This window comes from Actinoplanes sp. NPDC023714 (assembly GCF_040639855.1).
In the GTDB taxonomy this organism is placed as follows: domain Bacteria; phylum Actinomycetota; class Actinomycetes; order Mycobacteriales; family Micromonosporaceae; genus Actinoplanes.
In genome coordinates this window covers 667,386-691,621 of the sequence record NZ_JBFAAR010000003.1, presented here as the reverse complement: position 1 = coordinate 691,621, position 24,236 = coordinate 667,386, and the positions used below count along the sequence as shown (strand labels likewise).

The following is a 24,236-nucleotide window of genomic DNA, read 5'->3' as shown; positions in this document are numbered from 1 at the left end:
CCGGGCCATCGACACATGGAAACTGATAAATATGATGCCGACCCGACGCCTCGCCGCCTTCTTCACCAGCGCCCTGCTGCTCAGCGGGGGCTCCCTGGCCGTCACCGCCGCGTCCGCCAGCGCGGCGGTGGCCTCTTACATCCGCCTCAACCAGGTCGGATATCCGGCCGACCAGCCGAAGACCGCCTATCTTCTGGGCACCGCCGCGCAGGCCGGCACCGCGTTCTCGGTCGTCGCGGCCGACGGCAGCACGGCGGCGACCGGGACCGTCGGCGGCAGCCGAGGCGGCTGGAACACCGGATACACCGGCGTGCTGCCGATTGACTTCAGCGGCCTCACCACGCCGGGCCGCTACACGATCCGGATCGCCGGCGTCACCGAGTCGCCGCCGTTCGAGATCAAGGGCAAGGCCGATCTGTACGCGCCGGTGGCCGGCACCATGACCAGGTTCTTCCAGGCTCAGCGGGACGGGCAGAACGTGATCGCGGGCGCGCTCGGCCGCCGGCCGTCGCACCTCGCCGACGCCTCCGCGACGGTCTACCAGGTGCCCGCCTACGCCGGCACCGAAGACTGGGACGACACGATCGACGGTGGCATGACGCCGATCAGCGGAGCGCCGAAGGTCGACGTCGCCGGCGGGTGGTTCGATGCCGGCGATTACCTCAAATTCACGCACACCACGGCGTACGCGGTCGGTGCTCTTCTGATCGCCCAACGCTCCGGCAGCGCCGATGCCGGCCGGGGAGCCGAGATCGAGCACGCGATGGGCTGGCTCGACAAGATGTGGGACGAGAACAGCGGCGTCCTCTACGCCCAGATCGGCATCGGCGGCGGCAACGAGCAGGGCGACTTCATCGGCGACCACTGGGACTGGCGGCTGCCGGAGGCCGACGACACGGTGACGGACGCGCCCGGGACCGGCTCCTACTATCTGCGCTACCGCCCGGTGCTGCGGGCCAATGCGCCCGGCGCCTCGCTGAGCCCGAACCTGGCGGGCCGGGTCGCCGCCGCGTTCGCGCTCTCCGCGCAGACGCACGCCACCACCGATCCTTCGCGGGCGCGAGCGGAGCTGTCCACGGCAGCCGCGATCTTCGCGAAGGCGCAGACGAGCGGCATCGGCGAGCTCGTCACCTCGTTCCCGCACGGGTACTACCCGGAGTCGGTCTGGCAGGACGACATGGCGTTCGGCGCGACGGAACTGGCCCTGGCCGCCCGCGCGCTCGGCGACAGCCGCGCCACCACCTGGCTGAGCCAGGGCGCGAGCTGGGCGAGGGCCTATCTGGACGCGGGGAACAGAGACACCCTCAATCTGTACGACGTGAGCGGGCTGGCGCTGACCGACCTGGTCGCCGCGATCGACGGCGCCGGGGCCACCGGGCTCGCCGTCACCTCCGCGGAACTGCTCGCCGACCAGCGCGCGCAACTCGACGCGGCGGTCACCCGGGCGGACGCCGACCGATTCCGGGCCGCGGCGGACTACAAGAACTACGACGCCACGTCGCATGCACTCGGCCTGATCGCGCAGGCCGCCCGGTACGACGCGGTCGCCGGCACACCCCGCTACGCCTCGTTCGCGCAGTCCCAGGCGAACTGGGTGCTCGGCGGCAACCCGTGGGGCGTCTCGCTGATCGTCGGGGTCGGGACGACGTATCCGCGCTGCCCGCACCACCAGATCGCGAACCTGGCCACGAACGGCGGCATCCTGGCCGGCGCCGCGGTCAACGGGCCGAACAAGGAGGAGGTCTTCGAGGGCCTCGACGACGGCGGCACCGCGCCCTGCCCGGCTGACGGCTCGGACGCCTACGCGGCGTTCACCGGCAACGGCGCCCGCTTCATGGACGACGCGGACGCGTGGATGAGCGTCGAGCCGGCCATCGACTTCACGTCGACGGGTCTGCTGGCGTTCGCGCTGCTCGGCGCCGGAAGCGCCGGGCCCGGCCCGGATCCCGACCCCGAACCGGAACCGGTCGTCAAGCGCGACACCGTCGGCGTGTGGCGGCCCGCGAACGCCACCGCCTACCTGCGCAACCAGCTCGCCTCCGGCGCCTCGGACATCCCGGGATTCGTCGTCGGGGCCTCCGGTGACGTGCCGCTGGCCGGTGACTGGGACGGCGACGGCGTCGACGGGATCGGGTTCTGGCGGCCGTCGACCCGGCAGTTCTGGCTGCGCAACGCGCTGTCCGCCGGCTCGCCCGACCACTTCTACACCGCCGCCTGGGCCACCACCTCGGACGTCCCGCTGGTCGGCGACTGGGACGGCGACGGGGACGACACGGTCGCCACCTGGCGGCCCGGCGACCAGACCGTGCGGATCCGCAACACGAACACCAGCGGCGCGGCCGAGATCGGCGTGAAGTTCGGCGCCTCCACCGACACGATCCTGGCCGGGGACTGGAACAACGACGGCTACGACTCGCTGGGCTACTACCGGCCGTCGACGCGGGTGTTCGCGCTGCGCAACCAGCTCACCGGCACGGCGGCGCCGGAGATCACCGCCATCTACGGCAGCGCCGGCGACAGACCGCTGGCGGGCGACTGGAACGGCGACGGCACGGACACCATCGGCGTCTTCCGGCCGGACGGGCACCAGTGGCACCTGCGCGACTCCAACACCTCCGGCAGCGCCGACCACTCGTTCAACTACGGGCAGGACACCGACCGGCCGCTCGTCGGCGACTGGCTGCGCGACACCGCGGCCGGCAGCACCCCGGCGCAGATCGCCGCGGCCAACGGTTTCTACCCCGACCCGGACTTCCACGCCACGCAGTGGGTGGCCGCCAACCCGAACGACTCCCGGGCCGCGGCGATCCGCACGTCGATCGCCGGGAAGGCGGGCGCGGCCTGGTTCGGCAACTGGAGCGGTGACATCCGCACGGCGGTCGACACCTACGTCAGCGGCGCCGCGGCGACCGGAACCGTGCCGATCCTGGTCGCCTACAACGTCCCCGGCCGTGACTGCGGCGGCGAATCGAGCGGCGGCGCCGGGAGCCCCGCGGCGTACCGGCAATGGATCTCCGACTTCGCCGCCGGGGTGGCCGGCCGTCCCGCCGTCGTGATCATCGAACCCGACGGCGTCGCGCTGGTCGACTGCCTGAGCGAGGCGGAGCGCGCCACCAGGTTCGGCCTGATCGCGCACGCGGTGAGCGCGTTCAGCGGCCGCACCTGGACCTATGTCGACGGCGGCAACGCGAGCTGGGTCGACGCGGACACGATGGCGTCCCGGCTCGTGCAGGCCGGGGTGGCCGGGGCCCGCGGCTTCGCCGTGAACGTGTCGAACTTCTTCACCACCGCCGAGTCGTCCGCGTACGCCGACGCCGTCAACGCGGGACTGGCGGCGCGCGGCCGGGCGGCCAAGCCGTACGTGGTCGACACCAGCCGCAACGCCAACGGCGGCACCGCCGGCGACTGGTGCAACCCGGCCGGCGTCAAGCTGGGCACGCCGTCCCGGGTGAGCACGTCGGGCCCCGAGTTCCTGCTCTGGATCAAGGTGCCGGGCGACTCCGACGGCGACTGCGGCCGGTTGCGCGGCATCCCGGCCGGCACCTTCGACCCCGACCTGGCCACCTGGCTGATCACCGGGAGTTGACCGACACGCCCGGCAGAGAGCGCATCACCGGCACGGCGAGCGGGCGCCGGCCGCCTCGCGATCGACGCGGGACGGCCGGGCGTCGGCGGATGGCGGATTCGCGACAGTGCTGAGGCCGGCGGGCTTCGGCGCTGTTCCATGACGGCATGAGCAGGTCTCGCCCGCGCGGATCCACATTGGTGCTGTGGACGCTCGGCGGCGTCGTCGGGACGCTTCTCCTGGTGTTCGCGCTGGCGGTCGGTCCGTGGCTGTTCACGCGATACCCCCGGCACGGGCTCACCAGCGAGCAGGCCCTCAAGGCCAAGAACGACGTACGCACGACGCTTGTGCAAGCATGCGTCGGACTCGCGGTTGCCAGCGGTGCGGTCGTCACCTACCGGACCTTCCATCAGAACCGCCTGGAGCACGATCGCGCATACAGACTTCAGAAGATCGAGCAGGTCAACGAGTTCTTTGCCACGGCCGTCGACCAGCTCGGTAACCAACACGCCCCGGTCCGGCTGGGTGCCCTGTATTCCCTCGGGCAGTTGGCGCAGGCCAATCCCGATCAGCGGACGTCGGTGATCGACGTCATCTGCGGCTATCTTCGTATGCCCTACGCCCCTTCACCGCCGGCACACACCGGTGGGTCGGGAGCGGTCGTGTCCCCCGGGCTACCGCTCGGCAGCACCGGGAGCCCTCCCGACGATCACCGCGATGCGCACCAGGAACTGCAGGTACGGCTGACCGCTCAACGGCTTCTGGCCGCTCACCTCCGACCTCCCGATGGTCATCGAGGCGAGGCCGCGCAGCGCCTGGACGCGACACCCGATGAGGACTTCTGGCCGGGGGTGAGTCTCGACCTGACCGGCGCCGCCCTCGTCGATCTCGACCTTCGCGAGGCGTCGGTCGACGGCGCGCGATTCGAGGGCGCCACGTTGACCGGTGACACCTCCTTCGTCGATGCCACCTTCACCGGCGACGCCGTGTTCACCGGTGCCTCGTTCCTCGGTGACGCTCGTTTCGTGAAGACGGAGTTCCTCGCGAAAGCCCGGTTCGACCAGGCGACATTCACCCGGACGACCCGTTTCGATGACACGAAGTTCCGCGGCAAGACCTGGTTCGATCGATCGAGGTTCTTGGAAGACGCACGATTTGACGGAGCCGTATTCGCCGAGGGCGTCTGGTTCGGCGGGGCGACGTTCGACGGGAGCGCATTGTTCGGGAGCGCGGTGTTCACCGGGGACGCCCGGTTCAGTGGAAGCACCTTCGCCGGCCTCACCAGGTTCGCCAACGTCGAGTTCAACGGGCTTGCCGGATTCGCCGAGGCGACGTTCGCCCACAACGCCCGGTTCGGCGGCGCCAAGTTCGGAAGTGCCGTCCGGTTCGATCGGGCGACTTTTGCCGGCGGCGCGCAATTCGATCAGGCGACCTTCGCCGACGACGGCGGGTTGCGCGGTGCGTACGTTCTCCACCTCGACGACCCGAACCTCAACACGGCCGAGCCCGACGCTCGAAGGATCTGGCCGACCGGCTGGGAGGTGCGGCCCGGGTGGGACGACCCCACGCGGGGAAAACTGGTCCGCGCGTACCGGAGGTGACCCGGCCGGCTCGGCGCGAGGCAGAGGGCCTGTCAGGACAGGGTCACCGCCTCGGTGAGGGGGATGCGGGCGTAATCGGTGTTGCCCTTCATGTGCATCCAGACGTCGAAGCGGTCGAAGCCGACGTCGGGCGAGAGCATGCGGTCGTGGATGGGGAAGGCCCGGGCCGGGGCGATCGCGCGGGTGAAGTCGAGTGCCTCTCTCAGCTTGAACCAGGGTGCGGCGGCGGGGACCAGCAGTGTCGTCACCGGTTGCGAGGGGACGAAGAAGGAGTCGCCGGGGTGGTAGACGCCCTCGGCGATGAAGCCGACGTTCGCGCAGCCGGGCAGGCCTTCGTAGATCTCGGCGTGCAGGCCGCCGACCGCCGTCACCGCGAAGCCGCCGGCCGTGAAGGTGTCGCCGGCCGCGACCGGGGTGATCGCGGCGGCCACGGTGGGCGCGTTCTCCTCCACGGCGGTGGCCCGGACCGGCTCCGGGGCGAAGATGCGCAGGTTGCGCGAGGTCAGCAGCGCGGCGATCCGTTCCAGGTCGATGTGGTCGTCGTGTTCGTGGGTGACGAGGATGTCGGTGACGCCGTCGTACGCTTCGGGCTCGGTCCAGACGCCCGGGTCGATCAGCAGGCTCCGGTCGCCGTCGTCGAGGCGGACGCAGGCGTGGGTGTACTTGATCAGCCGCATGAGGTCACGATACTGATCTATTCGTCGGGCAGGGCGTATCCCCGCTGCCGCTGTTCCGGCCGGGCGACCAGCAACCTCCAGGCGGCCGAGAGCATCACCGTCGCCGCGCCCGTTCACCAGCAGGAATACGGCGAGTCACCCGGCCGCCCCGGGAAGCAGCAAACCACTCCCGACCCGCGCCCGCACCGCGTCCACGCTGTCCCAGCCAGCCCCGTCGAGGGTCGTCAACGCCGCCGGGAAGACGCCGTCCTGCTCCTTGAGGATGTGGGTGCGCAGGTCGTTCAGCACCGCCATCACGGCGTCCGGCCAGCCCGGGTCGGCGGGTGTCCCGCTCCCGGCCCGGCCCAGCACCGCCTCCACCTCGCGGTGCTCGGTGCGCAGCAGGGCTACCTGCTCCGGGAAGTCGGCGTCCATGAGCGGGAACAGCCCTTCCTCCTCGACCGCGGTGTGCGGGGTGAGGATCTCGGTGATCCGGCGGGCCAGCACCGCCATGCGGTCCACGTCCCCGGCCGCGTGGGCGGCGCGCACCTCGGCCATCAGCCCGACGACCTCGTCGTGCTCGCGGGTGAGTTCGCCGATCGCGGCGACCTCCTGGCATCCGCAGTACTCACACATGTGCGATCTTTCCTTTCGGGGTGTTGCCACGGGCGACGGAGAAGACGTCGAGCAGGAGTGCGGCGAGGGCGACCACCGCGAGCAGGATCAAACCCCATGCGTACGACTGGAACTGCCCGTATATGGAGCCCATCACCAGCGGCGGCACGAATCCGCCGAGACCGCCGGCCGCGCCGACCACGCCGGTGACCGAGCCGACCTGGTTGGCCGGGGCGTTCTGCGCCACCAGCGCGAACGTGGCCCCGCTGCCGGCGCCGAGCGCGGCCGCCATGGCCAGGAACGCGACAGTGCCGAGCGGCACGAGGCCGGGCGTGAACGACTGCACGACGGCGCCGGCCGCGACCACGCCGAAGGACGCGGCGAGCACCCGGGCCGGGGCGACCTTGTCGGAGAGCCAGCCGCCGACCGGGCGCATGATCACGGCGAGGACGACGAAGCCGGCCATCCGGTTGGCGGCGTCGGCCTGGGTCAGCCCGTACGCGGTCTTCAAGTAGGCGGGCAGGTAGACGGAGAAGGCGACGTACCCGCCGAACGCGACGGCGTACAGCACCGAGGCCTGCCAGGTGATCTTCAGGCGGAGGACCGCGGCGAGCCGGCTCACGAGCGGCGCGGTCGGCACCGGGCGGCCGGGGGCGTCGCGCAGCAGCAGCCAGGAGACGACGGCGTAGGCGGCCAGCGCGCCCGCGGTGATCAGGAACGGCGTGGCGGTGGTGCCGGCGTCGACGAGTTTCACCGTGGTGAGCGCGCTGATCGCGGTGCCGCCCATGCCGGCGCCGAAGACGCCGACGGCGAACCCGCGCCGCTGCGGCGGGAACCAGGCGTTGACGAAAGGCACGCCGATCGCGAACGCGGTGCCGCCGATGCCCAGGAAGAAGCCGCCGACCAGCAGGGAGGTGAGCGCGTCGTGGCCGAAGAGCCCGAGGTAGAGCACCGGGACGATGGTCACCAGCGAGATCAGCGGGAACATGATCCGGCCGCCGAACCGGTCGGTCAGGGCGCCGACGGGGATGCGGCCGACCGAGCCGACCACGACCGGGACCGCGACGAGCAGCGCCTGCTGGAAGGAGGTCAGGCCGAGTTCGGCCTGGAATCGCGCGGCGAGCGGGCTGAGCAGCGCCCAGGCCCAGAAGTTGACAGCGAACCCGATGGTGGCCAGGGCCAGCATCAGGCCGGCGCGAGGGGGCGTAGCCGAAGGTGTGCCCATCTGTGACTCCGCGGAGAGAAGGTGTGTCACCGCCAACGGTCCCGGCGCAGGGCTCCTGCCGGATAGGGCCTTTCTACCCGTCCCATCGGCACTTGCGGCAGGAATCCCGCCGAAACGTCGGTCAGGGCCAAAGACCCGGCCGGACGGGCCGAACGGCACCGAATCCCTCATCGGGGTTGCGAGCCGCCCTCTCCCCCGCGAATGTGAGGACGAGGAGGGCGCATGGCGAACGAATCCGGACAGGCGTTGCTCAAACTCGGGGGCCTGGTACGCCGCGCGCGGGTGTCGCCCGACGGACGCGCGCTCTATCAGATCGGCGGGCGGGAGGCGGACGCCTTCTACCGCGACCGCTGGTCCTACGACAAGGTCGTGCGGTCCACCCACGGCGTCAACTGCACCGGGTCGTGCTCGTGGAAGGTGTACGTCCGCGACGGCATCATCACCTGGGAGCAGCAGCAGACCGACTATCCGACGGCCGGACCGGATCGACCGGAGTACGAGCCACGGGGATGCCCTCGCGGCGCGGCCTTCTCCTGGTACACCTATTCACCCACACGCGTTCGGTATCCGTACGCAAGGGGGGTCTTGCTGGAAATGTTCCGCGAGGCGCGGCAGCGGCTGAAGGACCCGGTGGCCGCGTGGGCCGAGATCCAGGACGATCCGGAGCGCCGGCGCGCCTATCAGCGGGCCCGCGGCAAGGGCGGCCTGGTGAGGGTGAGCTGGGACGAGGCCCTCGAGATGGTCGCCGCCGCGCACGTGCACGCGATCAAGAGGTACGGGCCGGACCGCGTCGCCGGGTTCTCGCCGATCCCGGCCATGTCGATGGTGTCGCACGCGGTCGGCGCCCGGTTCCTCAGCCTGATCGGCGGCACGATGCTGTCGTTCTACGACTGGTACGCCGACCTGCCCGTGGCGTCACCGCAGGTCTTCGGCGACCAGACCGACGTGCCGGAGTCCGGCGACTGGTGGGATGCCGCCTACCTGATGATGTGGGGTTCGAACGTCCCGGTCACCCGCACCCCGGACGCGCACTGGATGGCCGAGGCGCGCTACCGCGGTCAGAAGGTCGTCGTGGTGAGCCCGGATTTCGCCGACAACGTCAAGTTCGCCGACGAGTGGATGCCGGCCCAGCCGGGCAGCGACGGCGCGCTCGCGATGGCGATGGGTCACGTCGTGCTCAAGGAGTTCTTCGTCGATCGCCGGACACCGAGATTCATTGATTACGTACGGAGATATACGGACCTGCCGTATCTGGTGACCCTGGAACCAGCACCCGGCGGCGACCATCGGCCCGGCAGGTTCCTCACGGCCGACGACCTCGGTGAGGACGAGGGCACGTTCAAGCCGGTCCTCTGGGATTCGGCCGCCGACGCCCCGGCCGTGCCACGCGGCAGCCTCGGCCACCGATTCGGATCCGAGGACGGCCAGTGGAACCTGGATCTGGGCAGCATCGAACCGGCCCTGACCTGCGCCGGCGCCGGGGATCCGGCCGTCGTGAAGCTCCCCCGCTTCGACACCGGCGAACCCAGCGTGCTGACCCGCGGCGTCCCCACCCGCACGGTCGCCGGCAGGCTCGTGACGACCGTCTTCGACCTGATGCTGGCCCAGTACGGCGTGCACCGCGACGACCTGCCCGGCGACTGGCCGGCCGGATACGACGACGCGACCCGGCCCTGCACCCCGGCCTGGCAGGAGCCGCTCACCGGCGTACCGGCCGCGCAGGTCGCCCGGGTGGCCCGGGAGTTCGCCGACAACGCCGAGCGCTCCGGCGGCCGGTCGATGATCCTGCTCGGCGCCGGCACCAACCACTGGTTCCACTCCGACACCACCTACCGGGCCATCCTCGCGCTGGTGACGCTGACCGGCTGCCAGGGCGTCAACGGCGGCGGGTGGGCGCACTACGTCGGCCAGGAGAAGTGCCGCCCGGTGACGGGCTGGCAGCAGCTCGCGTTCGGGCTGGACTGGGTGCGGCCACCACGGCAGATGATCGGTACGGCTTTCTGGTACGTCCACACCGACCAGTGGCGCTACGACACGTACACGGCTGATGCGGTTTCCTCGCCGACGGGTGACGGATTGTTCGCCGGCAGGCACACGATGGACCTGCTCCGGCAGTCGGCCCGGCTCGGATGGATGCCATCGGTCCCGACATTCGACCGCAACCCTCTCGATCTGGCGGATTCCATCCAAGGCGATCCCGGCGCCCATATCGCAGAAAACCTTAAATCCGGACATCTCCGGTTCGCGTTGGACGACCCCGACGACCCCGCCAACTGGCCGCGAGTGCTCACCGTCTGGCGCGCCAACCTCCTCGGCTCCTCGGCGAAGGGCAACGAGTACTTCCTCAAGCACCTCCTGGGGACGAGCTCCAACCTGCGCGCGCATCCCGTGGACGGCGAGCCCCCGGAGGGCAAACTGGACCTCCTGCTCAGCCTCGACTTCCGGATGACCTCGACGACCCTGCTCTCCGACGTCGTCCTCCCGGCCGCCACCTGGTACGAGAAGCACGACCTCAACACCACCGACATGCACCCCTTCGTGCACGCCTTCACCCCGGCGATCAACCCGCCCTGGCAGACCCGCACCGACTTCGACGCCTTCCACGGCCTGGCCCGCGCGTTCTCCGCCCTCGCCCGGACCCACCTCGGCGTCCGCAAGGACCTGGTGGCGACACCGCTGCTGCACGACACCCCGGACGCCATGGCCACCCCGCACGGCCGGGTCACCGACTGGAAGGAGACCGGCGAGACGCCGATACCCGGCCGGACCATGCCGCGGATCACCGTGGTGGAGCGCGACTACGGCGCGATCGCCGATAAGCTCGCCGCGCTCGGCCCGCTGCTCGACAGCCTCGGCACGACCGGCAAGGGCGTCGCCGTCGACGTGAATCCGGAGATCGACTACCTGCGCCGCAAGAACGGCGTGGTGCTCGGCGACCGGCCGTCGCTCGCGACGGACGTACACGCGTGCGAGGCGATCCTCGCGCTCTCCGGCACCACGAACGGCCGGGTCGCCACGGCCGGCTTCCGGGACGTGGAGAAGCGCACCGGCGTGCGGCTCGCCGACCTGGCCGCCGAGCACGAGGGCAAACAGATCACCTTCGCCGACTGCCAGTCCCGGCCGGTCCCGGTGATCACCAGCCCGGAGTGGTCGGGCAGCGAGCACGGCGGCCGCCGCTACTCCCCGTTCACGATCAACGTGGAGCGGCTCAAGCCGTGGCACACCCTGACCGGCCGACAGCACTTCTTCCTCGACCACGACTGGATGCACGAGGCCGGCGAGGCGCTGCCGATCTTCCGGCCGCCGCTGGACATGCACCGGCTCTTCGGCGAGCCCCGCCTCGGCCGTAACGGCGAGCTCGAGATCACCGTGCGGTATCTCACGCCGCACTCGAAGTGGTCCATCCACTCCGAGTACCAGGACAACCTGATCATGCTGACGCTCTCCCGCGGCGGGCCGACCATGTGGATGAGCGAGCAGGACGCCGCGAAGATCGGCGTACGGGACAACGACTGGATCGAGGCGGTCAACCGCAACGGCGTCGTGGTCTGCCGCGCCGTGGTCTCGCACAAGATGCCCGAGGGCACCGTCTACATGTACCACGCCCAGGAACGGGTCATCGACGTGCCGAAGGCCGAGGTCAACGGCCGGCGCGGCGGCATACACAACTCGCTGACCCGGCTGCTGGTCAAGCCCACCCACCTCATCGGCGGGTACGCCCAGTTGTCGTTCGCGTTCAACTATCTCGGGCCCACCGGCAACCAGCGCGACGAGGTCACCGTGATCCGCCGCCGCAGCCAGGAGGTGACCTACTGATGCGCGTCATGGCCCAGACCGCGATGGTGATGAACCTCGACAAGTGCATCGGCTGCCACACCTGCTCGGTCACCTGCAAGCAGGCGTGGACGAACCGGTCCGGCGTCGAGTACGTCTGGTTCAACAACGTCGAGTCCCGGCCCGGCCAGGGCTACCCGCGCACGTACCAGGACCAGGAGAAGTGGCAGGGCGGCTGGGTGCGCACCGCGACCGGCCGGCTCAAGCCCCGCTCCGGCGGCCGGGTCAAGAGGCTGCTCAGCATCTTCGCGAACCCGAAGCTGCCGTCGATGCGGGACTACTACGAGCCGTGGACCTACGACTACGAGCACCTGCTGACCGCGCCGGCCGGTGACGATCTGCCGGTGGCTCGCCCGAAGAGCCTGCTCACCGGCGAGGACACCAAGGTCGTCTGGTCGGCGAACTGGGACGACTCGCTCGGCGGCGGCAACGAGGTCCTGGCCGGCGACCCGGTGCTGCAGAAGGTCTCCGATCAGGTGCGCCAGGAGTACGAGAAGGCGTTCCTGTTCTTCCTGCCGCGCATCTGCGAGCACTGCCTCAACCCGTCCTGCGCCGCGTCCTGCCCGTCCGGCGCGATCTACAAGCGGGCCGAGGACGGCATCGTGCTGGTCGACCAGGATCGCTGCCGTGGCTGGCGGATGTGCGTGACGGGTTGCCCGTACAAGAAGGTGTATTTCAACCACCGGACCGGCAAGGCCGAGAAGTGCACGTTCTGCTTCCCCCGCATCGAGCTCGGCCAGCCCACCATCTGCTCGGAGACCTGCGTCGGCCGCCTGCGCTACATCGGCGTGATGCTCTATGACGCCGATCGGGTGGCCAAAGCCGCCGCGGTCAAGAACGAACATGATCTGTACGACGCCCAGCGCTCGGTCTTCCTGAACCCGCACGATCCGGCCGTCGCCCGGCAGGCGCTCGACGCGGGGATCCCGGAGGACTGGATCGACGCGGCCAGGCGCTCGCCGGTCTGGGACCTGATCATGAAGTACGAGGTGGCGCTGCCCCTGCATCCGGAGTACCGGACCATGCCGATGGTCTGGTACATCCCGCCGCTGTCCCCCGTCGTCGACGTGCTGCGCGACACCGGCCACGACGGCGAGGACCCGCACAACCTGTTCGGCGCCGTCGACGCGCTGCGCATCCCGATGGAGTACCTGGCCGAGCTGTTCACGGCGGGCGACACCGAGCCGGTCCGGGCCGTGCTGAACCGGCTCGCCGCGATGCGGTCGTACCAGCGGCGCATCAACCTCGGCGAGAAGCCGGACGACTCGATCCCGGCCGCGGTCGGGATGACCGCCGGCGAGATGAACGACATGTACCGGCTGCTCGCCGTCGCCAAGTACGAGCAGCGCTACGTCATCCCGGCCGCGCACGCCGAGGACGCGCACCGGCTCGAGGCGATGGGCGCCGAGTGCTCGCTCGACTACGACGGCGGGCCGGGCATGTACCAGACCGGGCCGTTCGGCGAGGCCTCCGGCACCCCGGTCCCGGTGCAGGTGGAGACGTTCCACATGCTGCGCGATCGGCAGACCGCCGACGAGCCGCGGCGGCTCAACCTCCTGAACTGGGACGGCAGAGGGCGTCCCGAAGGGCTGTTCCCCCCGGCCCGGGACGATCAGTCGTGAACGCCGTCGCCGCCCGCGCCGCCTCCCTGCTGCTGCGCTATCCCGACGACGACGTGCTCGCCGCCCTGCCGGTCATCGCCGGCGCCCTGCCGGAACTGCCCGCCGCCATCGCCGAGCCGCTGCGCGCCGTGGCCGCCCATCGGGCCGGCACCGACGTACACATGCTGCGGACCGAATATGTGGAGCTGTTCGACTTCCGGCGCCGCTGCAGCCTGCACCTGACCTACTACACCTGCGGCGACACCCGGCGGCGCGGCGAGGCGCTGGCCGCTTTCGCCGCCGCCTACCGGCACGCCGGCCTCGAGGTCGTCGGCGGGGAACTGCCGGACTACCTGCCGGCCGTCCTCGACCTGGCCGCCGAGCACCCGATCGGCTGGCGGCTGCTGCGCGACAACCGGATCGGCCTCGACCTGCTCACCGCCTCGCTCACGAAGGACGGCACCGTCTATCGGCACGCCGTCGACGCGATCCGGGCGATGCTGCCCGCCCCGACCTCGAAGGACCTGTCCGCCGCGGCCGCGCTCGCACGCACCGGCCCGCCCGCCGAACAGGTGGGCCTGCAACCGTTCGGGAGCCTCCGGTGAGCACGTTCCTCTGGGTGATCTTCCCGTATCTCTCGCTGCTCGTCCTGATCGGCGGAACCGTCTGGCGCCACCGCTACGACAAGTTCGGCTGGACCACCCGCTCCTCGCAGCTCTACGAGACCACCCTGCTGCGCTGGGCCAGCCCGCTGTTCCACTTCGGCATCCTCATGGTCCTGATCGGCCACGTGATGGGCCTGCTCGTGCCGAAGTCGTGGACCGAGGCCGTCGGCGTCACCGAGCACGCCTACCACCTCATGGCCGTCTTCATCGGCACCGTGGCGGGCCTCTGCACCCTGATCGGCATGGCGTTGCTGATCGCCCGCCGCAGGCTGACCGGCCCGGTCTTCGCCGCCACCACCAGGAACGACAAGGCGATGTACGTGGTCCTCGGCGGCGTCATCGTGCTCGGGCTGTGGGCGACGGTGAAGGCCAACCTGGCCGGCGGTGGCTACGACTACCGCGAGACCGTCTCCCCCTGGCTGCGCTCCCTGTTCACCCTGCAGCCCGACGCCGCCCTGATGACCGCGGTCCCGGCCTCCTTCAAGATCCACGTCATAGCGGCGTTCACACTCTTCGCGTTCTGGCCCTTCACCCGCCTCGTGCACGCCTTCAGCGCCCCGGTCGGCTACCTGACCCGCCCCTACGTCGTCTACCGCTACCGCGATCCGCGGAAAGGCCTGCGCCCCACCCGGCCCGGCTGGGACCGGCGCTGATTCACATCTCGTGCGCGTTCACATCTCGTGCGCTTTCACATCTCGTTGGCGGCCAGCCAGTCCGCCGCCCGCCGCGCCGACGCCCGGGACAGCCACGCGTCCTGGATCACCTCGGCCAGCTCGCCGCGGGTCAGCTCACCGAGCCGGCTCGCCCGTACCAGCACCGACAGGTGCCCGTCGAAGTGCGCGGTCGTGAAGAACGGATTCGACGCGTCCTGGATCAGCGCCTGCTTGTCCGCCTCCGACGGCACCCAGAAGACGATCACGTCGTCGTAGCGCTCGCCGCTCACCGGGTCGACCGCGTCCGGCCGGGGGTTCCGGAAGAACACGAACGACTTCCGCCCCACCTGATAGACCGGGTTGTCGCTGCTCTCGTCGTAGACGGTGACATGCGGCATCCCCGCCGCGATCGCGTGCACGTCCTCGACCCGGGCCGGCCGCTCCTCGTCGTCGCCCACCCTCCCACGGTAAGGGTTGACGACCGGTTCCGGCGGGTACCGCCCCGCCATGCGTACCTTGATCTACACCCTGGGAATCGTGGCCCTCGTCCTGATCGTCCTGGGCCTCGTCCTGAAAGCCGTCAAATGGCTGCTCATCATCGGTTTCGTGGCCCTCATCGCCGCCCTCGTCATGGGCTTCCTCAAGGGCCGCCGAACCCTGCGCTGACCAGCGTCCCCCGCCCACATCTCCAAGATCAAGGGCCCGATTCCTTGTACGGGGGACCGCATGGCCGATACTTGACCACGTGACCCCGAGCGACTCCCCCACGCCCCAGCCCCAGGACGACGCCGCCGCCGAGCCGGCCCCCAAGAAGCCCCTCCTCAACAGCTGGATCTTCACAGCCCTCGGCGGAGCGGTAGGCGCCTACTTCCTGATCAGCGGAGCCCTGGGAGTCCGCGAGAAAGAGGGCGACGGAGTGTTCGCCATCCTCGTAGCCGGAATCGTCGTCATCGTGGCCGCTTTCGCCTTCCTGATGTACAGGTCCTACAAGTCCGACAAGGCCGCCAAAAACTGACCGAAGCGCAGGCCCGGCCGGCATCCTAGGAACCCAGGCTGATTTTGTTCGCCCGCCCCAGTCGGACATGGACGAAACGCAAGGAAAAGCCCGCCGCCCGGCCGGACGGCTCGGGCAGTGGCCGACCGGGCGGCGAAGAGCTGAGCGCCAGCAGCCGCGAGAAGGCGTCCTAGGAACCTAGGTTGAGTGGGGTCGCGATCAGGTCCGGCCACGTGGCGAGACGGACCCCGCGACGATTCCGGAAGCCCCGGTGGGCGGCCGGTGACGCCGCGGCTCACGTAGCGGCCGCCTATTTGCGGCAGTGTGGGCACGAGCCCGCCCTGTCTGAGCAGGCGCGATGCCGGCAGCACGACAACGGCTTGCGGTGCGACGGGCCGGGCGCAAGCCCGCGGCGGCGACGGCTGTCGCGCCGAAGGCGGCCACCGCGCGGACCACCCCCGGGCGGCTTCGCATGGTGGCGAGGGTGCCCAGGCCCCAGGCAGCGGCCAGCGCGACCGGGAGTCCGCCCCGGCGGCTGCGGGAAACCCCGGCTGACACCGCGGCGGCGACGACTGATAAGCCCGCCGTGGCCGCCGCGACCACTCCCGGCGTGTCCCGGGCGCGGCGGGCGGCGACGATGTTGACGGCGCTGGCCAGGGTGGTCCAGCCGAGGAGCAGGCCGGTGCTGACCGGCGTGACGGCCAGCAGGCCCGGCGACGGCGGGAGGGGCTGGAGGCGCACGTGGGCGGTCGCCGCCAGTGCGGCGGCGGCCGGGAGCAGGTAGGGCGTGTACGCGAACCGGCCGGTCTGGGCGGCCAGCGACCAGGCGGCGTTCAGCGCGTAGGCACCCGCCAGCGGCCATCCGGTGCGGCGGCTCAGCGGATCGGTGCGGCCGGCGGGGAGGCATTGGCCGGCGGTCGAGGCCAGGCAACCGGCGAAGATCGGGGCCCAGACGGCGAAGGCGTAGTCGGGCGGGGTGATCGGGGTGTCGTACGCATCGGTCTGCTCTCCCCGGCCGAGGAGCGCACCCAGATTCGGCACCGCGACGAATGTGGCGCAAGCGCCCGCGAGCGCAAGAGTTCGACTGGCGTCCATGCCAGGTAGCTTAGTTTCTAAGCTACCCTGACGGCATGGATCTGGGGTGGGCCGTGCACCATCTGGCAGCCGCGGCCGCCGAGGTGGACGCCGCGATCGCGCGCCGGATGGGCCTGAGCTCCGGCGACTTCCTGGCGCTCAAACACCTGGTGACCGCGGAGAGGCCGATCGGGCCGGTGGAGCTCGGGCGCCTGCTCGGGCTCACCTCCGGCGCCGCGACCGGGCTGGTCAACCGGCTGGAGACGGCCGGCTGGGCCCGCCGCGAGCCGCATCCGGACGACCGGCGGCGCCAGACGCTCACGGTGACCGCGCACGCGAGCGAGACGCTGCTGCGCGAGTTGCGGCCGCTGGCCGGCGAGATCGAGCGGGTGGCCGCGTCGCTCTCACCGGAGCAGCAGCGCCTCGTCGTCGCGACGATCGAGCGGCTCACGACAGCGCACCGGACTACGGTGCGATCACCAGCGAGGTGATCAGCCCGTCCGCCAGCGTGAAGCGGTAGCGCAGGTCGACCACGCCGCCCGGGAAGTCGCCCTCCAGGTGCTGGACCAGCTCGTAGTGCGTGTCGTCGACGCGGGTCGCGCCGATCAGCTCGGCCGTGTACGTGAACTCGCCGGCGGCGCGCCGCTGCCAGCCACGGATCTCGTCCTCGCCGCGATAGGTGCGCCCGTCGTCGGTGACGACGGCGCCCACCTGCGGCGGCTGGAGGCCGAGCTTGATCGCACCCGGGCGGCCGTGACCTCGCTGCGCCGGCTGCTGAGCCCGGAGCCGGCCGGCATCGAGGTCGAGCTCCGGACCGAGCCCGCCCGCACGGTCGCCGCGATCAGCGGGCACGTCCGGTCCGCCGGCGTACCGGGCTGGTTCGACGCGGCCGTGGCGGAGCTGGACGCGGCGTTCGGTCCGGCCGAGCGCACCGGTCCGCACGGCGGCCGGTACGCCAACGAGCTGTTCACCGACGGCGCGGGGGCCATGACCGTCTTCCGCCCGGTCCGCGAGCCGCGCGCGAGCGGCCGCATCGAGGTCGTCGAGCTGCCGGCCGCCGACGTCGCGGTGACCGTCCACACCGGGCCGCACGACGACATCCAGGTGACCTACGGCCGGCTCGGCGCGTGGGTGGTCACGCACGCGCTGGGCGTCGCCGGCCCGGTGCACGAGACGTACCTGCCCGGTGCCGGCGAGCAGCGCACCGAGATCGGCTGGCCGGTCTTCAAGGTCGTTCGAGAGGTCGTTGGAGGGGTCACTTGAGGGCGGCGAACCAGTGCGCGACGAACACCCCGAGGCCGATCATCAGGCCGGCCTGCGGGCTGATGGCGATCGCGAACACCACGAACGCCGCGAATCCGGTGACGGCCGCGCGCTGCTTCGTGAAGGCGGGCCTGGTGGTCGAGCGCATGTCTCCACTATGCGACCGGCGCAGCGGGAGCACCACGAACCTTTGCGAATAGTCGCACCCCATGACGATCGCGCCTGCTTTCCCGGCCTCACACCCCTCATGGGTACGTCGGAACGCCCGTGCGAATGAAAGTTTCGGAAACTAAAACGCTGCTATTTTCGCAGTTGCTGCCGCTGATCAACTTCGGTATTTCCGTAATGTTTCCGTAAGTTGTTGACAAGCGTGCTCCCCGCGCGACAGGCTTCGCAATGACGGGCCTCAATGGCCGCCATCCCCACCACGAGGGCTCCGCCATGCCTCGTGGGGCTATTACCCGCCAGCCTCTTTCTGAGGAGGAGTGCATCCGCATGACCGAAGAATCCACCCGTCCCGCCCGCCGCCGGCGTGGCCGCCTCCGCCTGCTCGCCGCCGCGGCAGGCGCCGTCGTGATGGCGATCTCGATGGCCGGCGTCGCCCACGCCGAAGCCGACCGGACCGTCAGCTCGAACACCACCGGCACCCACAACGGCTACTACTTCTCGTTCTGGAAGGACAGCGGCAACGCCAGCATGACGCTGCGCGCCGACGGCAGGTACACCAGCAGCTGGGACCGCAGCACCAACAACTGGGTCGGCGGCAAAGGCTGGGCCACCGGCACACGCCGGACGGTGACCTATTCCGGCAGCTACAACCCGGGCAACAACAACACCTACCTCGCCCTGTACGGATGGACCCGCAACCCGCTCATCGAGTACTACATCGTCGAGAACTTCGGCAGCTACAACCCGAGCAGCGGCGCCACCCGGCTGGGCACCGTCACCACCGACGGCGGCACCTACGACATCCTGCGCAGCCAGCGGGTCAACGCGCCGTCGATCGACGGAACCCGCACGTTCTACCAGTTCTGGAGCGTCCGGCAGCAGAAGCGGAGCAGCGGCACCATCACGGTCGCCAACCACTTCGACGCCTGGGCCCGGGCCGGCCTGACCCTCGGCACCAACCACAGCTACCAGATCATGGCGACCGAGGGCTACCAGAGCAGCGGCAGCTCCGACATCACCGTCCGTGAGGGGACCGGTGGTGGTGGCAACCCGACCACCCCGCCGCCGGGCAACAGCAACTGCACCGCCACGCTCACCGCGGGCGAGCAGTTCGGCGACCGGTTCAACCTCAACGTGGCCGTCACCGGCACCAGCAACTGGACGGTCGGGCTGAACCTGAACGGCGGGCAGAGCATCCAGAACAGCTGGAACGCGGCGGTCACCGGGACGACCGGTTCCGTCACGGCCCGGCCGAACGGCAACGGCAACAACTTCGGCGTCACCATCATGGCCAACGGCAACTGGACCTGGCCGACAGTCACCTGCCGGGCGGGCTGACCGGCGAAGGAGAACGTGTGGCGCGGTGGCCCATCCACCGCGCCACACCCTGTTCTACGGCACGCGGTCCAGGAAGCCGATGACGCTCGCGATCCGCCCCTCGCCGTTCAGCTCCGCCACGTCGAAGCCGACCACCAGCGCCTCGCCGCCCGCCGGCCCCAGGTGCCAGGTGAACCGCCCCCGGCCGTGATGGGCGTCCACCGCGCCCTCACCCCGGCTGAACACCAGCCCGGCGAACTGCTGCTGCACCGCCGCGATCAACCCGTCCATCGCCTCCCGGCCGGTCACCGAGGCCATCGGGTCGACGTAGCGGACGTCCTCGGCGAACACCTCGTCGATCAGCTTCCGCCGCTCCGCCGCGCCGGTCTCGTTCCACACCGCCAGATACCGATCCACCACGTTCGCGAAATCACTCATGGGCATCACTCTGGCGGCGGCCCGGTAGCCGGGTCGATGACGCCGGAGGTAATGGACGGCCTTCCTAAGGTGAGAGCCATGAGCGATGTGGGGACGCTGTTGCGGGAGTGGCGCACCAGCCGGCGGATGAGTCAGCTCGAACTGTCCTCCCAGACCGGCGTGTCCACGAGACACCTGTCGTTCGTCGAGACCGGGCGTTCCCGCCCGACCCGCGACATGATCCTGCGCCTCGCCGGCGAGCTCGACGTCCCCCTGCGCGCCCAGAACGAGCTTCTCCTGGCCGGCGGCTACGCCCCCGCGTGGACCGAGAACGGCCTCGACGGCGCCCCGCTCGCCCAGGTGATGTCCTCGTTGCGGGACGTCCTGGCCGGTCACGACCCGTACCCCGCGGTGTTGATCGATAGGCACTGGACCATGATCGACGCCAACTCGTCGATCACGCCCCTGCTCGAAGGCTGCGCGCCCCGGCTGCTGGAGCCCCCGGTCAACGTCCTCCGGCTGTCGCTGCACCCGGAGGGCATGGCCGCCCGCATCGACAACCTGGCCGAGTGGCGCACCCACATCCTGGACCGCCTCGACCAGCAGGCCACCCACACCGCCGATCCGGTGCTGCGGACGCTGCACGAGGAACTGTCCGGCTATCCCGGCGGCTCGCTCGGCTCGCCGCCGGCCGCCCTGGTCGTGCCGCTGCGCATGAACGGCCTGTCCTTCTTCAGCACCACGTCGGTGCTCGGCACCCCGCGCGACGTCACCCTGTCGGAACTGGCCATCGAGGCCTTCCTCCCCGCCGACGCCACGACGGCCGCGGCCCTGCACCGCCGCTGAGCCGTTCATGAGCCCGACTTGAGGTCCGTTCCCCACCCAAACTCAACACACAACGGGCTCACCCGGCATGCGTGTCGAGTTGTGGTCCGATCCACGCCCAAACTCAACACACAACGGGCTCACCCGGCGTGCGTGTTGAGTTGAGGTCCGATTCGCACCCGAACTCGACACACCACGGGCTGAGCGATCACCGCCTCCCTGCGGGGCCTGGCGCGGATGGCGGACAATCGGAGGCATGTTCGTGATCAAAGAGCGGTTCTTCTCGATCGGTGATGATTTCGACGTGCTGGACGAGAACGGCGCGAAGGTCTATCACGTGGACGGCAAGGTGTTCAGCGTCCGGAACCGGGTGGTGATCGAGGACGTGGCCGGCACGGAGGTGGCGTCGGTGCACCGGCACCTGGTGGCGCTGCGGCCGACCTACGAGATCCGGATCGGCGGGGAGAAGGCGGCCGAGGTGAAGAAGAAGCTGTTCACCCCGTTCCGGGAGAAGTTCACCATCGACGTGCCGGGGCCGGACGACCTGGAGATGAAGGGTGACCTGCTGGACCACGAGTACGTGATCGAGCAGGGCGGCGCCGAGGTGGCGTCGGTGTCCAAGCGGTGGCTGACCGTCCGCGACACCTATGCGGTCCAGGTCGCGGCGGGCGTCGACCCGCTGCTCATCATCGGCAGTGTGCTGGCGCTCGACCTGGCCCTCGACCGCGACGCCAAGCCGGGCAACGACTAGCGTGGCGCACCCACGGAATCGACGCCATCGGGTACGGTAACGGCATGATCACGGACTGGGCGCGCGCCATGCTGCGCCTGTTCGTGTCCCTCGTGGCGCTATTGATCAACGCCACGAAGAAGAAGCAAGCGCCCAGGCCCGCGGTAAAGCACAGTGGACACCCGGTGACGCCCCCGGCCGTCCCGATGCTCCACAACCGTTACATCCCGGTCGGCGACACCTCCCGCGCTCCGCCCGCACTCCACGCCTGACCGTTCTCGTTCGCGTGGATCCTTGTGCAGGGGAGTTTTGTCATGAACCTTTTCGCTGAGATGTTCCTGGACGCTCCGGCCGCCCCGATCACCATCTGGGCCGTGCTCATGGTGCTGTCGCTGCCGGCGCTGCTGATGCTCGCGAGCCCGCAGGCGATCCGCGACCCGCAGCGGGCCGCGCTCGAGACCTTCGGGTTCCTGCGCCGCTACCGGCAGGAACGCGAGCGGCGGCAGGACGAGGCGACGACCGCGGTGCGCTACGCCGGCGAGGTCGCGGTGGCCGCCGACCGGGCGGCGCTGGCGGCGCAACGCTGGCAGGAGTGCTGGCGGCAGGCCGACGAGCGGGCGGACGAAGCCTGGCAGCGGTGGCTGGAAGCCGATGAGCAGTTGGCTCGCGCCCGCACGGCGTCGGCCTTCCGCCCCGCCTGGAGCCCGCGCACCCCGTCCGAATATGCCCACCGCGAGAACTTCCTTCACCGTACGGTCGGAGCCGCCGTGGCGAGGGGTGACCTGCCGGTCGGCGCGCTCGCGGACGGCGGCTTCGACGCCCGGCTGCACCCGGTCGAGCAGGAGCTCGCCGTCCAGCGGGCCGTCGTGGTGTACCGGTGGGAGCTGCACCGCCGGGCCCGGGCCGCGGAGGGGGCCGCCTGGCACGACGCGCAGCTCGCCGTGGCGACCCGGGACAGCCTGCGCCGCGAGGTCCGCGAGGCCGCGGCACGGGCGGCCGCACTCCACCGCCACCTCCCGCGCCACGACGGCCGGGCGGCGGCCGCGCCGGGCCCGGTGTGGGCCACGCAGGCAGTCTGACGGCAGGCGTACCCAAGAGGGGTTTTCATCCCTCGCTCGGCTCGAGCCTCATCCGCCGGGTCGTCTCCGCCAATTCCGGCAGCTTCCCGATGAGCGCCCCGGCCTCCAGGGGTGCGGCGAAGTAGTAACCCTGCGCGACGTCGCACCCGAGCCGCTGCAGCGCCATGATCGTCTCGAGGTCCTCGGTCCCCTCGGCCACCACCGACAGCCCCAGGTTGTGGCCGAGCTCGACGGTCGAGGCGACCAGCGCGTGATGCCCGGGATCGCGGGCCATCCCGGCCACGAACGAGCGGTCGATCTTCAGCTCGTCGAGGGGCAGCAGCCGCAGATAGGTCATCGACGAATAGCCGGTGCCGTAGTCGTCGATCGACGTCCGCACCCCCATGTCCCGGATGTGCTGCAGCACGTCGATGGCGGTGCCCGGGTCGGTCATCACGCTGTGCTCGGTCACCTCGATGCACAACTGTCCGCCCGGTACGCCCCAGCGGCGCAGATGATCGGCGACCCGGTCGCAGAAGCCCGGGTCGAGCAGGGTACGCGCCGAGATGTTCACCGACACCGGGATGCGCAGGCCGTCGTCGAGCCAGGACCGGGCCTGCGCCAGCGCGATCTCCAGGACGTGGTCGGTGAACCGGTGGATCAGGCCGGTCGTCTCCAGGACCGGGATGAAGTCGCCGGGCGGGATCCGGCCCCTGCCCGGATGCTGCCAGCGGGCCAGCGCCTCCACCCCGGCCAGGTCGCCGGTCGCCAGGTCGATCTGCGGCTGGTAGTGCAGCGTGATCTCGGTGCCCGCGTCCAGGGCCCGGCGCAGGTCGCCGAGCAGGCCGAGCCGGGCGATGCTGTCGTTTCCGTGCTCGGAGGTGTACCGGGAGAAGCCGAGCCGCCGCCGTTTCGCCACGTCCATGGCGGTGTCGGCGTGCTGCAGCACGGACGCCACGGTGTCGCCGGTCCCGGCCGTCGCGGCGCCGATGCTCACCTCCAGATCGATGGTGAGCTCGTCGATGGCGAACGGCCTGTCGAACGCCCGGGTGAGCCGGCGGCCGACGGCCTCCGGATCGTCCTCGCTCTCCACCAGCAGCACCGCGAAGTCGTCGCCGCCGATCCGGGCGACCAGGTCACCCTCCCGGACCGAGGCCCGCAGCCGCTCCCCCGCCTGCTGCAGCAGCAGGTCGCCGATCCGGTGGCCGAGCTGCTCGTTGACGTCCCGGAAGCCGTCCAGGTTGACCGCGAGGATGGTGACCGGGCCGTGGTCGAGCGCGGCCTGCGCCTCGCGGGCGAACGCGGCCCGGTTCGGCAACCCGGTGAGCGGATCGGTGACGGCCATCCGCTCCAACCGGCGCCGGTTGGCCCAGGAGGCCCGCGCGAACAGCAGCAGGAGCACCACCCCGGTCAGGAAGGCCAGCACGCTGCCCCACTTCAGCCGCTCGGACTGACGCGTGCCGGCCTCCTGGTTCCGGGTGTACTCGTCGAGGTGGTACCGCTGCTCGGCCAGCACCTCCTCCATGATCACCGAGACGGCCGGCTCGATCACGTTCTCGAGGCTGGCCTGCGCCCCGGCGGTGTCCCCACGGTCGAGCTGGCGCAGATACTGCTCGAACGTCGGTTCGAGGTCGCGGTGCCGCTGCGCGACCCCGGCCGCTTCCTCCCGGTGCTCGTCGTCGCGCGCCGCCATGTGCATCATCGCGGCCTGGGTCCGCGCGTGCGCCGCGAACAGCTCGTCCCGCTCCTCCCCGTCCGGCTCCCGCATGGCGGCCTGGATCAGCACCATCTCCGCCGACGTGAGATAGGCGGCCCGCTGGTAGGCGTCGGTGTCGGTGCTGTCGGCGGCGATCCGGGACACGATGCCCGACTGCTCCCAGCTGCCGAGCATGGCGTAGCCCGAAACCGCGACGAGCACGATCCCCAGCACCCCGCTCAGCCCTCGCACCCCTTCACGTTAAGCAAGGTCACGGCA

24 protein-coding genes are annotated in these 24,236 nt (G+C 70.6%); 15 read left to right on the top strand and 9 right to left on the bottom strand.

Annotated elements, in window-relative coordinates; translation table 11 throughout:
• Nucleotides 1–31: 31 nt before the first annotated feature.
• Nucleotides 32–3,586, top strand: coding sequence for a glycoside hydrolase family 9 protein (locus tag AB0G10_RS18485; RefSeq protein ID WP_360922566.1), 3,555 nt, complete (start codon nt 32–34; stop codon nt 3,584–3,586).
• A gap of 146 nt (nt 3,587–3,732) precedes the next feature.
• Nucleotides 3,733–5,166: a pentapeptide repeat-containing protein gene (locus AB0G10_RS18480; RefSeq protein ID WP_360922563.1), complete on the top strand. Its 1,434-nt coding sequence runs from the start codon at nt 3,733–3,735 to the stop codon at nt 5,164–5,166.
• 32 nt (nt 5,167–5,198) lie between these two features.
• Here the strand turns inward: AB0G10_RS18480 and AB0G10_RS18475 are convergent, their stop codons facing one another.
• The 3 genes from AB0G10_RS18475 to AB0G10_RS18465 all read right to left on the bottom strand — a co-directional run bounded on the left by AB0G10_RS18475 (nt 5,199) and on the right by AB0G10_RS18465 (nt 7,662).
• Nucleotides 5,199–5,843, bottom strand: a complete 645-nt coding sequence (locus AB0G10_RS18475) for an MBL fold metallo-hydrolase (RefSeq protein WP_360922560.1) — start codon at nt 5,841–5,843, stop codon at nt 5,199–5,201.
• 135 nt (nt 5,844–5,978) lie between these two features.
• Nucleotides 5,979–6,458: a hemerythrin domain-containing protein gene (locus AB0G10_RS18470; protein WP_360922557.1), complete on the bottom strand. Its 480-nt coding sequence runs from the start codon at nt 6,456–6,458 to the stop codon at nt 5,979–5,981.
• The gene (locus tag AB0G10_RS18465) at nt 6,451–7,662 is read right to left on the bottom strand and encodes an MFS transporter (protein WP_360922554.1); all 1,212 of its coding nucleotides are present in this window, start codon (nt 7,660–7,662) and stop codon (nt 6,451–6,453) included. The genes AB0G10_RS18470 and AB0G10_RS18465 overlap by 8 nt, the downstream gene beginning before the upstream one ends.
• 222 nt (nt 7,663–7,884) lie before the next feature.
• On the opposite strand from AB0G10_RS18465, the gene AB0G10_RS18460 reads away from it, so the two are divergent.
• The 4 genes from AB0G10_RS18460 to narI are packed head-to-tail and all read left to right on the top strand — an operon-like array spanning nt 7,885 to nt 14,415.
• Nucleotides 7,885–11,478 carry a nitrate reductase subunit alpha gene (locus tag AB0G10_RS18460; RefSeq protein WP_360922551.1) on the top strand — a complete coding sequence of 1,198 codons (3,594 nt, stop codon included), beginning with the start codon at nt 7,885–7,887 and terminating at the stop codon, nt 11,476–11,478.
• Entirely contained in the window at nt 11,478–13,118 is a 1,641-nt protein-coding gene (narH, locus tag AB0G10_RS18455; protein ID WP_360922548.1) for a nitrate reductase subunit beta, read from the top strand. Before AB0G10_RS18460 ends, narH begins: the two co-directional genes overlap by 1 nt.
• A complete protein-coding gene (gene narJ / locus AB0G10_RS18450) occupies nt 13,115–13,702 on the top strand; it encodes a nitrate reductase molybdenum cofactor assembly chaperone (protein ID WP_360922545.1) in 588 nt (195 codons plus the stop codon). The genes narH and narJ overlap by 4 nt, the downstream gene beginning before the upstream one ends.
• Nucleotides 13,699–14,415: a respiratory nitrate reductase subunit gamma gene (gene narI / locus AB0G10_RS18445; protein WP_360922542.1), complete on the top strand. Its 717-nt coding sequence runs from the start codon at nt 13,699–13,701 to the stop codon at nt 14,413–14,415. The genes narJ and narI overlap by 4 nt, the downstream gene beginning before the upstream one ends.
• A 35-nt stretch (nt 14,416–14,450) precedes the next feature.
• On the opposite strand, the gene AB0G10_RS18440 is transcribed toward narI, so the two are convergent.
• Complete coding sequence (locus tag AB0G10_RS18440; protein WP_360922539.1) at nt 14,451–14,873, bottom strand: hypothetical protein; 423 nt, start codon at nt 14,871–14,873, stop codon at nt 14,451–14,453.
• Between the two features lie 49 nt (nt 14,874–14,922).
• On the opposite strand from AB0G10_RS18440, the gene AB0G10_RS18435 reads away from it, so the two are divergent.
• Both AB0G10_RS18435 and AB0G10_RS18430 read left to right on the top strand, forming a co-directional pair.
• On the top strand, nt 14,923–15,081 hold the full coding sequence (locus tag AB0G10_RS18435) for a hypothetical protein (protein WP_360922536.1): 159 nt from the start codon (nt 14,923–14,925) through the stop codon (nt 15,079–15,081).
• Between the two features lie 79 nt (nt 15,082–15,160).
• Nucleotides 15,161–15,430 (top strand): hypothetical protein, encoded by a 270-nt coding sequence (locus tag AB0G10_RS18430; protein WP_360922533.1) that lies wholly within the window; start codon nt 15,161–15,163, stop codon nt 15,428–15,430.
• A 198-nt stretch (nt 15,431–15,628) separates the two neighbouring features.
• On the opposite strand, the gene AB0G10_RS18425 is transcribed toward AB0G10_RS18430, so the two are convergent.
• Nucleotides 15,629–16,450, bottom strand: a complete 822-nt coding sequence (locus AB0G10_RS18425; RefSeq protein WP_360922530.1) for a hypothetical protein — start codon at nt 16,448–16,450, stop codon at nt 15,629–15,631.
• 89 nt (nt 16,451–16,539) lie between these two features.
• Between AB0G10_RS18425 and AB0G10_RS18420 the strand changes: the two genes are divergently transcribed.
• Nucleotides 16,540–16,974 (top strand): MarR family transcriptional regulator, encoded by a 435-nt coding sequence (locus tag AB0G10_RS18420; RefSeq protein ID WP_360922527.1) that lies wholly within the window; start codon nt 16,540–16,542, stop codon nt 16,972–16,974.
• Here the strand turns inward: AB0G10_RS18420 and AB0G10_RS18415 are convergent.
• The gene (locus tag AB0G10_RS18415) at nt 16,949–17,194 is read right to left on the bottom strand and encodes a nuclear transport factor 2 family protein (protein ID WP_360922524.1); all 246 of its coding nucleotides are present in this window, start codon (nt 17,192–17,194) and stop codon (nt 16,949–16,951) included. The two genes, AB0G10_RS18420 and AB0G10_RS18415, sit on opposite strands and share 26 nt — an antisense overlap.
• 42 nt (nt 17,195–17,236) lie before the next feature.
• Here AB0G10_RS18415 and AB0G10_RS18410 point away from each other — a divergent pair, with 42 nt between their 5' ends.
• Nucleotides 17,237–17,746, top strand: a complete 510-nt coding sequence (locus AB0G10_RS18410) for a GyrI-like domain-containing protein (protein WP_360922521.1) — start codon at nt 17,237–17,239, stop codon at nt 17,744–17,746.
• Here the strand turns inward: AB0G10_RS18410 and AB0G10_RS18405 are convergent.
• Nucleotides 17,739–17,894: a hypothetical protein gene (locus AB0G10_RS18405; RefSeq protein WP_360922519.1), complete on the bottom strand. Its 156-nt coding sequence runs from the start codon at nt 17,892–17,894 to the stop codon at nt 17,739–17,741. The genes AB0G10_RS18410 and AB0G10_RS18405 overlap by 8 nt on opposite strands.
• Nucleotides 17,895–18,241: 347 nt before the next feature.
• On the opposite strand from AB0G10_RS18405, the gene AB0G10_RS18400 reads away from it, so the two are divergent.
• Nucleotides 18,242–19,252 carry a glycoside hydrolase family 11 protein gene (locus AB0G10_RS18400; protein ID WP_360922516.1) on the top strand — a complete coding sequence of 337 codons (1,011 nt, stop codon included), beginning with the start codon at nt 18,242–18,244 and terminating at the stop codon, nt 19,250–19,252.
• A gap of 54 nt (nt 19,253–19,306) precedes the next feature.
• Here the strand turns inward: AB0G10_RS18400 and AB0G10_RS18395 are convergent, their stop codons facing one another.
• Nucleotides 19,307–19,669: a nuclear transport factor 2 family protein gene (locus tag AB0G10_RS18395; RefSeq protein ID WP_360922513.1), complete on the bottom strand. Its 363-nt coding sequence runs from the start codon at nt 19,667–19,669 to the stop codon at nt 19,307–19,309.
• Nucleotides 19,670–19,747: 78 nt separating this feature from the next.
• Between AB0G10_RS18395 and AB0G10_RS18390 the strand changes: the two genes are divergently transcribed.
• From AB0G10_RS18390 to AB0G10_RS18375, 4 genes are all read left to right on the top strand, one after another.
• Nucleotides 19,748–20,494 carry a helix-turn-helix transcriptional regulator gene (locus AB0G10_RS18390; RefSeq protein ID WP_360922510.1) on the top strand — a complete coding sequence of 249 codons (747 nt, stop codon included), beginning with the start codon at nt 19,748–19,750 and terminating at the stop codon, nt 20,492–20,494.
• 235 nt (nt 20,495–20,729) lie between these two features.
• The gene (locus AB0G10_RS18385) at nt 20,730–21,224 is read left to right on the top strand and encodes an LURP-one-related family protein (RefSeq protein ID WP_360922507.1); all 495 of its coding nucleotides are present in this window, start codon (nt 20,730–20,732) and stop codon (nt 21,222–21,224) included.
• A gap of 44 nt (nt 21,225–21,268) precedes the next feature.
• Entirely contained in the window at nt 21,269–21,475 is a 207-nt protein-coding gene (locus AB0G10_RS18380; RefSeq protein WP_360922504.1) for a hypothetical protein, read from the top strand.
• A 42-nt stretch (nt 21,476–21,517) separates the two neighbouring features.
• A complete protein-coding gene (locus AB0G10_RS18375; protein ID WP_360922502.1) occupies nt 21,518–22,282 on the top strand; it encodes a hypothetical protein in 765 nt (254 codons plus the stop codon).
• Nucleotides 22,283–22,307: 25 nt separating this feature from the next.
• Here AB0G10_RS18375 and AB0G10_RS18370 read toward each other — a convergent pair whose 3' ends face one another.
• A complete protein-coding gene (locus AB0G10_RS18370) occupies nt 22,308–24,209 on the bottom strand; it encodes a bifunctional diguanylate cyclase/phosphodiesterase (RefSeq protein WP_360922499.1) in 1,902 nt (633 codons plus the stop codon).
• Nucleotides 24,210–24,236 lie beyond the last annotated feature (27 nt).

What these genes read in the sequence shown, in the direction of transcription:
- AB0G10_RS18380 (WP_360922504.1), top strand. Translation starts at nt 21,269, where the DNA reads ATGATCACGGACTGGGCGCGCGCCATGCTGCGCCTGTTCGTGTCCCTC.
- narH (WP_360922548.1), top strand. Translation starts at nt 11,478, where the DNA reads ATGCGCGTCATGGCCCAGACCGCGATGGTGATGAACCTCGACAAGTGC.
- AB0G10_RS18390 (WP_360922510.1), top strand. Translation starts at nt 19,748, where the DNA reads ATGAGCGATGTGGGGACGCTGTTGCGGGAGTGGCGCACCAGCCGGCGG.
- AB0G10_RS18475 (WP_360922560.1), bottom strand. Translation starts at nt 5,843, where the DNA reads ATGCGGCTGATCAAGTACACCCACGCCTGCGTCCGCCTCGACGACGGC.
- AB0G10_RS18480 (WP_360922563.1), top strand. Translation starts at nt 3,733, where the DNA reads ATGAGCAGGTCTCGCCCGCGCGGATCCACATTGGTGCTGTGGACGCTC.
- AB0G10_RS18465 (WP_360922554.1), bottom strand. Translation starts at nt 7,662, where the DNA reads ATGGGCACACCTTCGGCTACGCCCCCTCGCGCCGGCCTGATGCTGGCC.
- AB0G10_RS18460 (WP_360922551.1), top strand. Translation starts at nt 7,885, where the DNA reads ATGGCGAACGAATCCGGACAGGCGTTGCTCAAACTCGGGGGCCTGGTA.
- AB0G10_RS18405 (WP_360922519.1), bottom strand. Translation starts at nt 17,894, where the DNA reads ATGCGCTCGACCACCAGGCCCGCCTTCACGAAGCAGCGCGCGGCCGTC.
- AB0G10_RS18435 (WP_360922536.1), top strand. Translation starts at nt 14,923, where the DNA reads ATGCGTACCTTGATCTACACCCTGGGAATCGTGGCCCTCGTCCTGATC.
- AB0G10_RS18400 (WP_360922516.1), top strand. Translation starts at nt 18,242, where the DNA reads ATGACCGAAGAATCCACCCGTCCCGCCCGCCGCCGGCGTGGCCGCCTC.
- AB0G10_RS18420 (WP_360922527.1), top strand. Translation starts at nt 16,540, where the DNA reads ATGGATCTGGGGTGGGCCGTGCACCATCTGGCAGCCGCGGCCGCCGAG.
- AB0G10_RS18375 (WP_360922502.1), top strand. Translation starts at nt 21,518, where the DNA reads ATGAACCTTTTCGCTGAGATGTTCCTGGACGCTCCGGCCGCCCCGATC.
- AB0G10_RS18395 (WP_360922513.1), bottom strand. Translation starts at nt 19,669, where the DNA reads ATGAGTGATTTCGCGAACGTGGTGGATCGGTATCTGGCGGTGTGGAAC.
- AB0G10_RS18470 (WP_360922557.1), bottom strand. Translation starts at nt 6,458, where the DNA reads ATGTGTGAGTACTGCGGATGCCAGGAGGTCGCCGCGATCGGCGAACTC.
- AB0G10_RS18385 (WP_360922507.1), top strand. Translation starts at nt 20,730, where the DNA reads ATGTTCGTGATCAAAGAGCGGTTCTTCTCGATCGGTGATGATTTCGAC.
- AB0G10_RS18485 (WP_360922566.1), top strand. Translation starts at nt 32, where the DNA reads ATGATGCCGACCCGACGCCTCGCCGCCTTCTTCACCAGCGCCCTGCTG.